The sequence below is a fragment of the Bradyrhizobium sp. CCBAU 51753 genome, assembly GCF_015291565.1.
GTDB classification, from domain to species: Bacteria; Pseudomonadota; Alphaproteobacteria; order Rhizobiales; family Xanthobacteraceae; genus Bradyrhizobium; species Bradyrhizobium ivorense.
This window is the reverse complement of record NZ_CP030037.1, coordinates 8,410,001-8,424,649: the sequence shown is the minus strand read 5'-3', so window position 1 is coordinate 8,424,649 and position 14,649 is coordinate 8,410,001. Positions and strand designations below refer to the sequence as shown.

The 14,649-nt window shown below is 63.0% G+C and carries 11 protein-coding genes, 2 tRNA genes and 2 rRNA genes (1 of these 15 running past the window's edge); 8 read left to right on the top strand and 7 right to left on the bottom strand.

What is annotated here, in order from left to right; all coding sequences use genetic code 11:
- Positions 1 to 2: 2 nt before the first annotated feature.
- Complete coding sequence (locus XH93_RS38755; protein ID WP_194471476.1) at positions 3 to 875, bottom strand: alpha/beta fold hydrolase; 873 nt, start codon at positions 873 to 875, stop codon at positions 3 to 5.
- A gap of 231 nt (positions 876 to 1,106) precedes the next feature.
- On the opposite strand from XH93_RS38755, the gene XH93_RS38750 reads away from it, so the two are divergent.
- Positions 1,107 to 1,793 (top strand): TIGR02594 family protein, encoded by a 687-nt coding sequence (locus XH93_RS38750; protein ID WP_194471475.1) that lies wholly within the window; start codon positions 1,107 to 1,109, stop codon positions 1,791 to 1,793.
- Here XH93_RS38750 and XH93_RS38745 read toward each other — a convergent pair.
- Together XH93_RS38745 and XH93_RS38740 are read right to left on the bottom strand one after the other, a co-directional pair.
- Entirely contained in the window at positions 1,775 to 2,602 is an 828-nt protein-coding gene (locus XH93_RS38745; protein ID WP_194471474.1) for an MOSC domain-containing protein, read from the bottom strand. The two genes, XH93_RS38750 and XH93_RS38745, sit on opposite strands and share 19 nt — an antisense overlap.
- A gap of 68 nt (positions 2,603 to 2,670) precedes the next feature.
- Positions 2,671 to 3,186 carry a GNAT family N-acetyltransferase gene (locus XH93_RS38740; protein ID WP_194471473.1) on the bottom strand — a complete coding sequence of 172 codons (516 nt, stop codon included), beginning with the start codon at positions 3,184 to 3,186 and terminating at the stop codon, positions 2,671 to 2,673.
- Positions 3,187 to 3,242: 56 nt separating this feature from the next.
- Between XH93_RS38740 and XH93_RS38735 the strand changes: the two genes are divergently transcribed.
- On the top strand, positions 3,243 to 3,809 hold the full coding sequence (locus XH93_RS38735) for a helix-turn-helix transcriptional regulator (protein WP_194471472.1): 567 nt from the start codon (positions 3,243 to 3,245) through the stop codon (positions 3,807 to 3,809).
- A gap of 191 nt (positions 3,810 to 4,000) precedes the next feature.
- On the top strand, positions 4,001 to 6,640 hold the full coding sequence (gene clpB, locus XH93_RS38730) for an ATP-dependent chaperone ClpB (protein ID WP_194471471.1): 2,640 nt from the start codon (positions 4,001 to 4,003) through the stop codon (positions 6,638 to 6,640).
- Positions 6,641 to 6,666: 26 nt separating this feature from the next.
- On the opposite strand, the gene nuoI is transcribed toward clpB, so the two are convergent.
- A complete protein-coding gene (nuoI, locus tag XH93_RS38725) occupies positions 6,667 to 7,155 on the bottom strand; it encodes an NADH-quinone oxidoreductase subunit NuoI (protein WP_139486721.1) in 489 nt (162 codons plus the stop codon).
- A 288-nt stretch (positions 7,156 to 7,443) separates the two neighbouring features.
- Between nuoI and XH93_RS38720 the strand changes: the two genes are divergently transcribed.
- Positions 7,444 to 7,935 carry a hypothetical protein gene (locus XH93_RS38720; RefSeq protein WP_194471470.1) on the top strand — a complete coding sequence of 164 codons (492 nt, stop codon included), beginning with the start codon at positions 7,444 to 7,446 and terminating at the stop codon, positions 7,933 to 7,935.
- 15 nt (positions 7,936 to 7,950) lie between these two features.
- On the opposite strand, the gene XH93_RS38715 is transcribed toward XH93_RS38720, so the two are convergent.
- The 3 genes from XH93_RS38715 to XH93_RS38705 form a co-directional block, all read right to left on the bottom strand.
- Positions 7,951 to 8,223: a hypothetical protein gene (locus tag XH93_RS38715; RefSeq protein WP_194471469.1), complete on the bottom strand. Its 273-nt coding sequence runs from the start codon at positions 8,221 to 8,223 to the stop codon at positions 7,951 to 7,953.
- Positions 8,224 to 8,302: 79 nt separating this feature from the next.
- On the bottom strand, positions 8,303 to 8,680 hold the full coding sequence (locus XH93_RS38710) for an SPW repeat protein (RefSeq protein ID WP_139486823.1): 378 nt from the start codon (positions 8,678 to 8,680) through the stop codon (positions 8,303 to 8,305).
- Positions 8,681 to 8,874: 194 nt separating this feature from the next.
- The gene (locus XH93_RS38705; protein ID WP_194471468.1) at positions 8,875 to 10,941 is read right to left on the bottom strand and encodes a M23 family metallopeptidase; all 2,067 of its coding nucleotides are present in this window, start codon (positions 10,939 to 10,941) and stop codon (positions 8,875 to 8,877) included.
- Positions 10,942 to 11,947: 1,006 nt separating this feature from the next.
- Here XH93_RS38705 and XH93_RS38700 point away from each other — a divergent pair.
- From XH93_RS38700 to XH93_RS38685, 4 genes are all read left to right on the top strand, one after another.
- Positions 11,948 to 13,436, top strand: a 16S ribosomal RNA gene (locus XH93_RS38700).
- 210 nt (positions 13,437 to 13,646) lie between these two features.
- Positions 13,647 to 13,723: transfer RNA gene (locus XH93_RS38695), tRNA-Ile, on the top strand.
- 110 nt (positions 13,724 to 13,833) lie between these two features.
- Positions 13,834 to 13,909: transfer RNA gene (locus tag XH93_RS38690), tRNA-Ala, on the top strand.
- A gap of 389 nt (positions 13,910 to 14,298) precedes the next feature.
- Positions 14,299 to 14,649, top strand: a 23S ribosomal RNA gene (locus XH93_RS38685) (it continues 2,489 nt past the right edge of the window).
- The 16S and 23S rRNA genes sit together here with 2 tRNA genes alongside, the layout of an rRNA operon.

Genomic DNA, 14,649 nt, shown 5'->3' with positions numbered 1-14,649 from the left:
TCTCACACCGGCGCGGCCACCAGCGACCTTGGATCGCGTACCGGCCAGCGGCCGGCCTCGACCAGCGCGATGAAGCGCTCCACCATCTCGTTGAACAGCGCCGGCTCCTCGAGATTGAGCACGTGGCCGGACTTCGGGAAGAACGCGAGCCCCGCTGCCGGCAAGTGCTTTTTCAGGAACAGGCTCGGCGCGATGCAATTGTCGTCCTCGTCGCCGCACAGGATCAGCGCCGGCGTTACCACGCGGCGGATCGCGTCCGTCATGGTGTAGATCGAGGGTCGGCCGCCCTGGAAGCTGCGCATGGTGTTGGCCGAGCCCTTGGCATCATGGCGGGCCAGCGCGGCGTAGAAGTCGGCATGGCCGCGCGGGTCCTTCAGCAGGAAGGGAATCCGGCTCGGCGCCTCGCGCGTCAGCTTGGCGACCTCGACCGAGCCGATCGCCTCATATTGCTCGGCATTGGCGCGGCATTGCGCGCGGAAGGCGTCGAGGTTCTCCAGGCTGGAGCCGGAGCCGACCGCGGCGAGCGTCATCGACAGCGCGCGCTCCGGCGCGTTGAGGCCGATCTGCAGCGACGAATAGGAGCCCATCGAGAGCCCGACGAAATGCGCCTGCGGGATTTCGAGGTGGTCGAGCACCGCCAGCGCATCGGTGTAGAAGTGCTTGTGGGTGTAGACGTCGGCGCTCAGTGGCACGTCCGACGGCGTATAGCCGCGCGCGGAATAGGCGATGCAGCGGTGCCCGCGCGAGAAGTAGCGCAGCTGCGGCTCCCAGTTGGTGTGGTCAGCCGCGAACTCGTGCAGGAAAATGATCGGGGTTCCGCTGCCGGCCTCCTCGAAATAGAGGCGGACATTATCTTTCGTGATGGCGTGGGGCATTGAACGATCCTCTCGTGGGCCGCCGCCAGATTTGCAGTTAATTTCCGCGGCTGCAATGCGGCTGTTCTCGTCTGCTTTTGCCTCCGAAATTGCGCGGAATGACCCAGAAATCGATCCCGCAGTGCCGCATGAAATCTTCCTCTCGCCACATCCCGATTTTCAAAACCACCGCCGCGTTCCCGGAGGGAACGCGATGGGGATCGGGGGGTGCTACAGAGGACCTGATAAGGAATGATTCAGTTGCTTGCGTATCGCCAGTCGCTTCGTGTTTTGGCGCTGGCTCTGTGCTCGTTCACTCTCGCCGTCGTCTCCGCCGCTCCGGCGTCCGCCCGTCCCCGTCATTCGCATCACGCGCATTCGGCCCATGCCGGCCATTACGCGCATCATCACTCTCGGCACGCGACGCGGCTGTCGCGCGCGGAGCGCAGGGCGGCCCAGAGGCAGTCCGAGGATGTCGCCGAGGCCAACACGCCCTTCACGTCTCGCACGCGCATCGTGTCTCACGCCGACGTCGTGCCCAACACCGGTGGTGTGACCTTCGAAAACAGCTTCAGCACCGCGAGCAGCTTCGGTTCATCCAACCTCGTCATGGAAGCGCGCCGTTACCTGGGCGGCAATCCGACCGACCGCCGCAGCCTGTGGTGCGCGCGCTTCATGAACATGGTGCTGCAGCATACCGGCCATCGCGGCACCGGCTCCGACATGGCGGCCTCGTTCGCCAAATACGGTCAGCGCATCTCCGGCCCGCAGGTCGGCGCCATCGCCGTGATGGGCCGCCGCGGCGGCGGCCATGTCGGCATCATCACCGGCATCGATGCCAAGGGCAATCCGATCATGATCTCGGGCAACAACGGCAACCGCGTCCGCGAGGCGCCGGTGTCGCGCGGCCGGATCTACACCTATGTGATGCCGAACTGAGGCATCGCATGATGGGTGGGCACGCGCCCCGCGCTGCCCACCTGCGCGATCGTATCGCCGACCGCGGCCTCGCCGTCGCTGATGGTCTCGGCATAGATGCCGCACTCATTGTGGCCGAGCCGCTGCATCAGCGTGTTCGGGACCACGAGGTCGCGGACGCCGGTATCGGGATCGACATTGACCGCCGCGCAGCGGGTGATGCGCTTCACCACCTGCGCCCGCGCGCTGCCGATCGCAATGGTCTGATCGAGCAGGGTGGCTTCATGCCAGGCCGGCCAGCCCTCGACATAGAGGTTGGCGCGGAAACGCAGCGGATGCACCGGCGCCTGCACCATATTCTCGATGGCGCGCAGGCTCGCCAGATTGATGATCGAGACCACCTTGCGGGGCACGTCGGAAAAGCTGTGCCCCGGGCTCGTCAGCACTTTTGGCGGCCCCTTGATCCGGTCCGGATGATGGACGGCAAAGTAGCGCTCGATCGCGGCGCGCCCCGCTTCGGTCTCAAGGTCGCCCTGGGCCAGCATCGCGCCATCCCGGTGCAGCGTCAGCACGTGGCTGTCGTCGTCGAAATGGGCGCGTAGCGGCGCCAGCCATTCGTCCCGCTGCAGCATCAGGAAATGCGGCTTGGCCAGCCATTTCGGCGCGGCCGGGTCAAAACCGCTCGGGCCGTTCTCGATCGCGTAGCGGCGGTCGGAGCGAAGCGTCTGGCCGGTCTTCAGTTCGGCGCGGGGCAGGGGCTCGGGCGTGAGGCCCTTGACGGGATAGCGGTAGATGCCGGTGATTTTTGCGGAGGTGTGCGTCTGTTCCATCCGCCCGCTCTAGCCTGTTTGGCGCGCGAGGAGAACTGTCAGCACGCCATGGCAGTCAACTTTGGCGGTCAATCGCCGCGGGCGGCGCCGGGCGTGTCGAGAACACGCTGCATGAAGACGAGATCAAGCCAACGGCCGAACTTGCGTCCGACCTCCGGCATCCGGGCGACCTCGACAAAGCCCGCCTGCGCATGCAGCCGCAGCGAGGCATGGTTGCCGCCGTCGATGCCGGCGATCATGACGTGCTTGCCCAGCGCCTTCGCAGCGGTCACCAGTTCGTCGACGATGACGCGGCCGAGCCTGCGGCCGCGATGGTCGGCATGGATGTAGACGCTGTGCTCGACGCTGTAGCGATAGCCGGGGAAAGCCCGGAAATCGCCGAACGTGCCGTAGCCAAGCACCGTCGGCCCTTCGGCGGCGACCAGCACCGGATAACCGAGCGCCTGCCGCGCCGTCATCCAGGCGAGCCGCTCGGCGTCGGAATCCTGCTTCTCCGTCCAGATCGCGTTCGAGTTGACGACCGCCTCATTGAAGATCGCGGTGATCGCGGGAACGTCCTGTTCCGTGGCTGGGCGGATGACCATGGGCTTTCCTTCAAAAATCTCTTGAACCGACCCTATCGTCTACTATATAAGACACTATGTCAATTATAGAGGACAAGGCGGACACGGTTCTCGGGCGGCGCGTCCGTTCCGAACGGGAGGGCCGCGGCTGGTCGCTGGCGGAACTCGCCGGGCGGGCCGGGGTGTCCAAGGCCATGCTCAGCAAGATCGAGCGAGCCGAGGCGAGCCCGACGGCGGCGACGCTGTCGCGGATCGCCACGGCCTACGGCCTGACCATGGCCGCGCTGTTCGAGGTGGCCGCGGGCGAAGGCGCGCGGCTGCAGCGGGCCAAGGATCAGCCGGTGTGGCGCGATCCGAAGGCGGCCTATCTGCGGCGGCAGGTGTTCCTGCATCCGGCCAATCCGCTGGAGCTGGTTGAGATCGAGCTGCCTGCGAAACAGGAGGCCGGCTTTCCCGCCAGCGCCTATCACCTGATCCGTCAGGTGGTCTGGGTCATCGACGGCCGCCTCGTCCTGATGGAGGGCGCGGTGCGCCACGAGCTCGCTGCGGGCGACCGCGTCGAGCTCGGTCCGCCGTCGGACATCGTCTTCCGTAACGAGAGTGCTCAGCCCTGCCGCTACCTTGTCGCCATCGTGCGGCGCTGAGCTTCATCGGGCGAAATCGCAGGCCGTGGCTCTTCCGTTTTGGAACCAAGTGCCCACATCTGCGGCAAGCCTGAAAAATGATGGCGACGACCAGAGGCTGGTTGAGGAACGTCAACGCGGCCCGCGGAAACCCAATGAAGATGCCGGAACCATGCCTGATTGGGTGGTGACGGCAGGCCGAGGGAAACGAAATGAACGTAGAGAAGTACACCGAGCGCGCGCGCGGATTCATCCAGTCTGCCCAGTCGCTCGCAATTCGCGATGGTCACCAGCAGTTTTCGCCGTTGCATCTGCTCAAGGTGCTGCTGGACGACAGCGAGGGGCTCGCCGGCGGTCTGATCGACCGCGCCGGGGGCAATTCCCGAGCAATCCTCAAAGCCACAGAAGATGCGCTGAACAAGCTGCCGAAAGTATCCGGCAGCGGTGCCGGGCAGGTCTACCTGTCGCCGGAGCTGGCGCGCGCCTTCGATGCGGCGGAGAAAGCCGCCGACAAGGCCGGCGACAGCTTTGTCACCGTCGAGCGTCTCCTGCTCGGGCTCGCGCTCGAGAAGGGCACCGAGGCGGCCAGCATCCTGAGCAAGGGCGGCGTCACCGCGCAGAACCTGAACGCGGCGATCGAAGCGCTGCGCAAGGGCCGCACCGCCGATAGCGCGACTGCGGAAAACGCCTATGACGCGCTGAAGAAATATGGCCGCGACCTGACCCAGGCCGCGCGCGACGGCAAGCTCGACCCGGTGATCGGCCGCGACGAGGAGATCCGCCGCACCATCCAGGTGCTGTCACGGCGCACCAAGAACAATCCCGTCCTGATCGGTGAGCCCGGCGTCGGCAAGACCGCCATCGTCGAGGGCCTGGCGCTGCGCATCCTCAACGGCGACGTGCCGGAGAGTTTGAAGGACAAGAAGCTGTTGTCGCTCGACATGGGCGCCCTGATTGCGGGTGCAAAATACCGTGGCGAGTTCGAGGAGCGGCTGAAGGCCGTGCTGCAGGAGGTCTCGTCCGCCGAGGGCGGCATCATCCTGTTCATCGACGAGATGCACACGCTGATCGGCGCCGGCAAGGCCGACGGCGCGATGGACGCGTCCAACCTCTTGAAGCCCGCGCTGGCCCGCGGCGAGCTGCACTGCATCGGCGCCACCACGCTCGACGAGTACCAGAAGCATGTCGAGAAGGATGCCGCGCTGGCGCGCCGCTTCCAGCCGATCTATGTCAGCGAGCCGACGGTCGAGGACACCATCTCGATCCTGCGCGGCCTCAAGGACAAATACGAGCAGCATCACGGCGTGCGCATCACCGATTCCGCGCTGGTGGCCGCGACCACGCTGTCGAACCGCTACATCACCGACCGCTTCCTGCCGGACAAGGCCATCGACCTGATGGACGAGGCGGCGGCGCGGCTGAAGATGCAGGTCGATTCCAAGCCTGAGGAGCTGGATTCGCTGGATCGCGACATCATCCGGCTCAAGATCGAGCAGGAGGCGCTGAAGAAGGAGAGCGATGCCGGCTCGAAGAGCCGCCTGCAGACGCTGGAGAAGGAGCTCGCGGATCTCGAGGAGCGGTCGGCGTCGCTGACCGCGCGCTGGAGCGCCGAGAAGAGCAAGCTCTCCAATGCGCAGAAGCTGAAGAGCGAGCTCGATGCGCTTCGCGTCGAGCTGGCCAATGCGCAGCGTCGCGGCGAATTCCAGAAGGCGGGCGAGTTGGCCTATGGCCGGATTCCCGACCTGGAGAAGAAGCTCGCGGACGTCGAGGCGCGTGAGAACGGCGGCGAGATGATGGAGGAGGCGGTCACCGCCAACCACATCGCGCAGGTGGTCTCGCGCTGGACCGGCGTGCCGGTCGACAAGATGCTGGAGGGCGAGAAGGACAAGCTGCTGCGCATGGAGGAGCAGCTGGCCAAGCGCGTCGTCGGTCAGGCCGAGGCCGTGCATGCGGTGGCAACCGCGGTGCGCCGCGCCCGCGCCGGCCTGCAGGACCCGAACCGGCCGACCGGCTCGTTTATGTTCCTGGGGCCCACCGGCGTCGGCAAGACCGAGCTCACCAAAGCGCTCGCCGCTGATCTGTTCAACGACGAGACCGCGATGGTCCGCCTCGACATGTCCGAGTTCATGGAGAAGCACTCGGTCTCGCGCCTGATCGGCGCGCCTCCCGGCTATGTCGGCTACGACGAGGGCGGGGCGCTGACCGAGGCGGTGCGGCGGCGGCCCTACCAGGTCGTGCTGTTCGACGAGATCGAGAAGGCGCATCCGGATGTCTTCAACGTGCTGCTCCAGGTGCTCGACGACGGCCGCCTGACCGATGGACAGGGCCGCACCGTCGACTTCCGCAACACGCTGATCATCATGACCTCGAACCTCGGTTCGGACTTTTTGGTGAATCAGCCGGAAGGCGAGGATACTGCTGCTGTTCGTGACCAGGTGATGGGCGTCGTGCGGGCGCATTTCAGGCCGGAGTTCCTGAACCGCATCGACGAGATCATCTTGTTCCACCGCCTCCAGAAGAGCGAGATGGGCCGCATCGTCGAGATCCAGTTCGCGCGGCTGACCAGGCTGCTCGAGGATCGCAAGATCGAGCTCGAGCTCGACGCCAAGGCGCGCGACTGGCTCGCGGAGAAAGGCTGGGATCCGGCCTATGGTGCCCGCCCGCTGAAGCGCGTGATCCAGCGCAGCGTGCAGGATCCGCTCGCCGAGATGATTTTGGCGGGCGAAGTCAAGGACGGCGATCGTGTCGCGATCTCGGTCAAGGGCAACGTGCTGACCTTCAATGGTCGGGTGCCGAACACCGCTGAGATCGTGCAGTTCGAGGCCCCGGTCCCGAAGCGCAAGCTGAACTGAGCTCAGCTAACCAATCTGGATGCGGCCTAGCGATAGGGCGCATCCAGCGCCAGGTTGGCGGCGATCGCGCGCTCCCAGCGGTCGCCATTGGCGAGCAGTTTCCCCTTGTCGTAGTAGAGCTCCTCGCGTGTCTCGCTGGCGAATTCGAAATTCGGTCCCTCGACGATGGCGTCGACCGGGCAGGCTTCCTGGCACAATCCGCAGTAGATGCATTTGTGCATGTCGATGTCGTAGCGCGTGGCACGGCGGGTGCCATCGTTGTTGCGCGGTCCCGCCTCGATCGTAATCGCCAGTGCCGGGCAGATCGCCTCGCACAATTTGCAGGCGATGCAGCGCTCCTCGCCGTTCGGATAGCGGCGCAGCGCGTGCTCGCCGCGAAAGCGGGGCGACAGCGCGTTTTTCTCGAACGGATAGTTCAGGGTCGGCTTTGGCCGGAAGAAGTAGCGCATCGCAAGGCCAAAGGCGGAGACGAACTCTGCCAGCAGCAGAGCTCGCGTTGCTGAGTCAACTGTCATGTCGCTTTCCCGACGGCGGCGCGGCGCGACCCTTCGTTGAGTCGTCAGCGGCTTGCTTCACGGACTCTCGTTGGCGTGACAAACCAAAGCGCGCCTGCGGCGGCATCGCTGATCCTGTTGATCCGGTCTGTCCCTCTTGAGGGGCCCAATGTCGGCTAACCAACCGGTGTGTCGGCGCGGTCGTTCCTAATCCGCGGCCCGATTTAATGAAACTGCCGTCGGATGCCGTTCGTTTCACCCCGATGATCGGCTGGTGTGGCCCGGTGCCTGCCTGGCGCAGAACAGTCAGTGTTCGCGCCGCTGCACCAAGCCTACCGCCGGTCCCCATGGAAAAAAGCGAATCTCATGAATAGAGAACCCATCGCCCATAACCGGCCCGTCAATATCGCGCATAACCGGCCCGTCTATGACGAGCTTCATCCCCGCGTCTACGGCGTAGCCGTCGGTCTGGTCGCGTGGTTCGCGCTGGCGGCCTGGATATTGTTCGACCGTCAGGACGACGTCGAATTGTCGCTGATGTTCGTCAGCGTATTGCTGTTCGTCGCCGTGCTCTTGCCGTGGCTGCTATCGCTGGTCTGGCAACGATACGACGATCGGCATGACCGGCATGCGCGAGCCGTTCCATTCCGCGAGTGGCGAACGGCCGAATTCGCCGTCTGGGGCAGCACGATCAACAGCACGCATGCCACGATCGACATGCTGCTTCCGCTCGCGTCGGTCGCATTCGGGCTGACTGCGATCGGGATCGTCTTCCTGATCTGCGCGAGCCTTGCGCCGTAACGGCGTCGGGCGGCGTCACTCCTGCGGCGCGGTGGGCGGACTCGGAGCGCCGGGAACGTCGTCCTCGTCGCCCGGCTCGAGTTCGGACAGGATGTCCACCAGCTCGCGCGCCCGTCCGGTCGCCAGCGGCTTGCCGGCGTTCATCAGCGGCTCGTCATTGGCAAGCCAGGCCTGCGCCTCGGCAAGCTCGGTCACGGTTGCCCCCGACGCGATGATCCTGGCGATGGTGACGTCGTCGGCGTGGCCGACGGCTTTCAGCACGTCGTCGCGGGTGAGGCGAGTCGTCATGGCGCGTAACCCTCTCGATAAAGCACAATGATCTCCCTGCCCGCGGCCGATGCGGGCAAGGAGATAGGCGTTTGATGGCTCAGCTGTGTGTCGTGAGCCGAGGCGGATGCTGCGACATCATCCAAAGCTCGATCGCGGCAAGAATCGCGACGGCAGCACCGATCGCCACATGCACGGTCATCGCGCTGGTGCCGTGGAAGCCCAGGACCCATGGCGAGACCAGGGTCCAAAGCCCGACGACCAGATTCAGCCACTCTTCCCAGACCGCGAAAGCCGCGAGCGCGGCGATCGCAAGCACTGCGATGACGAGGCCGGCGATGTGGGCATTGGTGGAAACCGCGCCGTCGTCGAACTTGAACAGCCATGGCGACAGGAAAAGAATCGCGCCAAGGGCCAAGTTCGCGACGTCGCACAGCTTTGCGTTCGTCCAGTTGGTCCAGTTCGTCCAGTTCTCCATGATTTCCTCCATTGGAGGATTCGCTTGTAAATCAACTGGATGACCGCGATCCGGGTTCCCGCTTCCGGACATGAAATTTGATGGAACCCGCGGATCGCGGGGCCGGTTGGGCGGCGAATTGCTGATCGCCACCGGTGGCGTGGGGGGAGAGGCTGTGCAGGCGGGCTTCCGGCCTGCGCGGGAGGGACGCGTGATCAGCGGTTGCTGATCGAGCGTGTCTGCGAGGTGCTGCTGGTGGCGTCGGAGACGATGCGCGCGCCGCCGCGGCTGCTCATCTGGGCATCGATCGCATCGCGGGCCTTCTCGAACGCGGCCAGCATCGGGCCTTCGAGCGAACGGCCGCGTGGCAGTTTCACGCGCATCGGATCGACGAAGCGGCCGTTGACCAGAATTTCGTAGTGCACGTGCGGACCGGTCGATTGTCCGGTCGAGCCGACGAAGCCGATCACCTGGCCTTGCCGCACCTTCTTGCCGACCTCCATGCCCTTGGCAAAGGCCGACATGTGGCCGTAGGCGGTCTCGTAGCCGTTGGCGTGCTTGACGCGGATGTATTTGCCGTAACCGCCTTCGGGGCCGATCTTCTCGATCATGCCGTTGCCGGAGGCGAAGATCGGCGTGCCGTAGGCGGTGGCCCAGTCGACGCCGGTGTGCATCTTCACATAGCCGAGGATCGGATGGCGGCGGCCGCCGAAGCCCGAGCGCATGATCGCGTTGTTGACCGGCTTGCGCACCAGGAATTTCTTCGCGCTCTTGCCGGTCTCGTCATAGAAGTCGACCAGGCCATCGTCGGAGCTCTGGAAGCGGTAGTATTTCTTGGTTTCGCCGCCGACCGTCAGCGAGGCGAACAGCACTTCGGTCTTTTCGGTGTTGGTCGTGCCTTCGTCCTCGCCGGCATAGAACACGTCGAAGGAATCGCCGGGCTGCACCTTGCGCTGGAAGTCGACGTCGTAGGAGTAGATCTTGACCATGTCCTCGATCACGGTCGGCGGCACCTTGTTGCGCAGCGCGGTCTCGTAAATGCTCTGGTAGAGCCGCACGCCGCTGCCGTCATCCTCGTCATCGTCGCTGGAATTGTCGGCGGTGTCGGTGACGGTGTTCAGGCTCTGCACGTCGACGGCGACGTATTTGCCGATGTCGGACAGCGCGGCCACCGCTTCGATCACGGACTCGTTGGCGACGACGACCCGATAGGGCTGCAGCCTGACGCCCGGTCCGGGCGCGGCCGGCGCCATCAGGATCCGCACCTTCTGGCCTTCCTTCAGCCCGCCGTCGCGGCCGCGCGGGCCGAGCATTGCGGCAATCGCCCTGGCCTCGTCGGCCGTCGCACCCTGGTCGCGCAGGATCGAGGTGACAGTGTCGCCCTTCCTGACGATGTGCACCCGTTCGCCAACCGGATTGCCGCCGGTGACCTGCTCCTTGGTCTTCGGCAGCAGGGTGACGTTCTCCGGCACCACGCGGGTCTCGAAGCCCGCATAGGGATCGGAGACGTTGCCCTCGGTGGCATAGGCGAGCTTCATGTCGGGGCCGGCGGCGCCGGTCGCATCCGCCGTGGCGTTGGCCAGCGTGTAGCGCACCGAGGCACCGGAGCCGCGCCAATTGGCGGCGTCGCGCACCCGCATCAGGATGTCGTCGAGCGCGACCACGACGGCGAGCTTCGCCTTCGGCAGCACGGATCCGAGGTCCTTGGTGACGAAGGAGACCTCGGCGTCGGGCTCGACCGCCTCGGGATTGTTGGGATCTTCGGCCGCGGCCGGGGTGTCGGAGCCGACATCGGCCAGCAGGCGCTGCGCGTTGAAGGCGGGAATCTTGGCCGACAAATCGCTCGTGGTCATCGAGAGATTGCCGGAAATGCGAACAAACGGCCTGACCCGCATCACGTCGCGGTTGCCGACGCGGGTCGCGGTGGAGACGCGGATCACGCTGCGGGAGGCGGAGGATTCGCTCGGCGGCGGCAGGCGATCGCCCTTGTGCAGGCTGACGACGCGGTCATTGCCGGTGAAGGCGCCGCGCAGCGCGCCCTCGACCCGCTCCGGCACCTTGGCAAAGGTCATCTCGCCGTCGAGCGAGGCAAACACGGCGCCGCCGATCAGGGCCGCGCCGCACAGACCGGTCAGGATGGTGCCGCTGAACCATTGTACGGAGACACGGCGGCGATCGATCACCGCGGCCTCGGTGCCGTCGACCGAAAGCGGCGGCTCGTGACCGAGATCGATCATCCCGGTCTCGCGCCCATAGCTTCCGCGTGACGCCCGTTGGCTCAACCCTGTGTCCCCCCAAATTCCACCAACATGCGATCGACCTTTGCTCGTCCTGTCTCGCCGTCATCCTCTTGCAAGAGGAATACGGCAGCCTGGCGAGCCATACACGTCGAAGTCCGGGAGACGATGGGCCATCAGCGAGGCCGCGATCTCGAACATCAACGGGTGTGTAGATCTCTCGATATTGCTCGGCCGTGAAGGGAAGAGGCGACGGGTTTGTGGAGAGATCGCCTGTTTCCCCCAAATAAACCGCCCTAGCCCCCAACTGGTTCGGGCGGTTCAGTGCATACGTATAGCGAGAACGTCGCAGGATTGTGGCTCAAGTGCGGCATTCCAGATGGAAAAGCTTTCCGAAGCGGGCTCGCGTGCGGCCTCGCCTGGCGAGGCCTGGAACCCCGATCCGGGGCGCCTCACGAGGCCCCCGCCCGCAAACTTTTTTCAGATTTTTTACCACGCGCGTTGCGCGTCTCAATTTTACCTCTCACCTAAGCCTCAGAAAGTACGAATACTTTTTCGCACTGCACAAGCGATTTTGGCGTGCGACGATTTGTTGACAATGGCCGTTGACAATCCCGAGGGGCCGGGACTATAACCCAACCACTGAGCGCGGCGCCGCCGGGTCACTGACCGAGGCGAGCGAACGCGCCACTGATGCTCCTCACTTCGATGAGTGACACAACAGCCGACACAAGTCGGTTGAAGTTCACCGTCGGCCGCTGAGGGGTAGAACCACCCTCTAAGGGTGTGGGGTCGTCCGATCCCGGGCTGTTTGACAAGTGAAGATGAAGAAAGAGAAACGTGGACGGCGGAGTCCTTGCGTCTCTCGGAATACTTGAAAGCTTCGGCTTTTGACTTTCTGAGAGAGGACGAAAGACTTCGGCGGTACACGTTTTAAAGGTTACACCATCGTTGCCAGCGATGTGAATCGTAGGCAGCTCGTCGACTTCGGTCGATGAAGAATGGTGGGACCTCGTCAAACGTTGTGATCAGCCGGTTCAAAGTTCAAGTCCAACTTGAGAGTTTGATCCTGGCTCAGAGCGAACGCTGGCGGCAGGCTTAACACATGCAAGTCGAGCGGGCGTAGCAATACGTCAGCGGCAGACGGGTGAGTAACGCGTGGGAACGTACCTTTTGGTTCGGAACAACTGAGGGAAACTTCAGCTAATACCGGATAAGCCCTTACGGGGAAAGATTTATCGCCGAAAGATCGGCCCGCGTCTGATTAGCTAGTTGGTGAGGTAATGGCTCACCAAGGCGACGATCAGTAGCTGGTCTGAGAGGATGATCAGCCACATTGGGACTGAGACACGGCCCAAACTCCTACGGGAGGCAGCAGTGGGGAATATTGGACAATGGGGGCAACCCTGATCCAGCCATGCCGCGTGAGTGATGAAGGCCCTAGGGTTGTAAAGCTCTTTTGTGCGGGAAGATAATGACGGTACCGCAAGAATAAGCCCCGGCTAACTTCGTGCCAGCAGCCGCGGTAATACGAAGGGGGCTAGCGTTGCTCGGAATCACTGGGCGTAAAGGGTGCGTAGGCGGGTCTTTAAGTCAGGGGTGAAATCCTGGAGCTCAACTCCAGAACTGCCTTTGATACTGAAGATCTTGAGTTCGGGAGAGGTGAGTGGAACTGCGAGTGTAGAGGTGAAATTCGTAGATATTCGCAAGAACACCAGTGGCGAAGGCGGCTCACTGGCCCGATACTGACGCTGAGGCACGAAAGCGTGGGGAGCAAACAGGATTAGATACCCTGGTAGTCCACGCCGTAAACGATGAATGCCAGCCGTTAGTGGGTTTACTCACTAGTGGCGCAGCTAACGCTTTAAGCATTCCGCCTGGGGAGTACGGTCGCAAGATTAAAACTCAAAGGAATTGACGGGGGCCCGCACAAGCGGTGGAGCATGTGGTTTAATTCGACGCAACGCGCAGAACCTTACCAGCCCTTGACATCCCGGTCGCGGACTCCAGAGACGGAGTTCTTCAGTTCGGCTGGACCGGAGACAGGTGCTGCATGGCTGTCGTCAGCTCGTGTCGTGAGATGTTGGGTTAAGTCCCGCAACGAGCGCAACCCCCGTCCTTAGTTGCTACCATTTAGTTGAGCACTCTAAGGAGACTGCCGGTGATAAGCCGCGAGGAAGGTGGGGATGACGTCAAGTCCTCATGGCCCTTACGGGCTGGGCTACACACGTGCTACAATGGCGGTGACAATGGGATGCTAAGGGGCGACCCTTCGCAAATCTCAAAAAGCCGTCTCAGTTCGGATTGGGCTCTGCAACTCGAGCCCATGAAGTTGGAATCGCTAGTAATCGTGGATCAGCACGCCACGGTGAATACGTTCCCGGGCCTTGTACACACCGCCCGTCACACCATGGGAGTTGGTTTTACCTGAAGACGGTGCGCTAACCGAAAGGGGGCAGCCGGCCACGGTAGGGTCAGCGACTGGGGTGAAGTCGTAACAAGGTAGCCGTAGGGGAACCTGCGGCTGGATCACCTCCTTTCTAAGGATGGTTCTTCAGCGAGCTCAGGCTCACTATCGAACCGTTTTAGAAACATTCAGGGGCCAACAGTTTCAGGATTGTTGAGCTCCATTGGCGGGATTTCGCCGTCTACGTTTCTCTTTCTTCGCGGACGAACACGCGCCAGGGGCTGAGCGCTTGAGCGATGCGTCGGCGAGAGCCGATCGCGCGCCAGTGTGCCTCTCGTGTTAGGGGCTTGTAGCTCAGTTGGTTAGAGCGCGCGCTTGATAAGCGTGAGGTCGGAAGTTCAAGTCTTCCCAGGCCCACCAGCCTTCGCGCTTCGCTGCTTCGGCTAGGCAGGCCCTTCGAAACGAAGGCTGCTGCACCGTAGCCTTGGCGAAGGCGAGCGGCATCAACAATGCGCTTCGTCTTCTGGTACGGGGCCATAGCTCAGCTGGGAGAGCGCGTGCTTTGCAAGCATGAGGTCGTCGGTTCGATCCCGTCTGGCTCCACCAGATGGAATCGAAGATCGAGCATGCCTCGACCAAATCGTTCGCGAAACATCACTTCGCATGCGTGAGCCTGGATAGGCTGCGACATGCGTGTTTTCTGACATCGTAAAGAGGAGATCGATCCGAGTTGGATCGTGCAGCAATTGTTGCGCGGGCCTTCATTATCTCCGGATCATTTCGGCGCTCGCTTTCAGCCGTGAGGTTGAATGCGGGTTGTAAATGATCCTTTCAGCGAAGCTTGACCGCCTCGCTGTCGGAACGATCTTACGAAGCAAGCTGGTCTTTCTAGTCAATGTCCGGCTGCGACAATCGCATTCATCGAGGATGCGTGCCTTCAATGGCAATTGCGCAGACAACATTCTGCCGAGTGTGTGGACATTGATAATGAGAGCAATCAAGTGCCTTAAGGGTGTTCGGTGGATGCCTTGGCGCTGAGAGGCGATGAAGGACGTGCTACGCTGCGATAAGCCGTGGGGAGCTGCGAAGAAGCTTTGATCCGCGGATTTCCGAATGGGGAAACCCACCTTCGATAGCCGGAACTCCAAGACCTTGTGTTTTGGGGTTCGACCAGAAATGCGAGAAATCAAACCGCGAGGTTTTGGATTTCCGGTTATCAAGAGAAGGTATGAGACCTCTGAATAAAATAGGAGGTTTTAAGCAAACCCAGGGAACTGAAACATCTAAGTACCTGGAGGAAAGGACATCAATCGAGACTCCGTTAGTAGTGGCGAGCGAACGCGGAC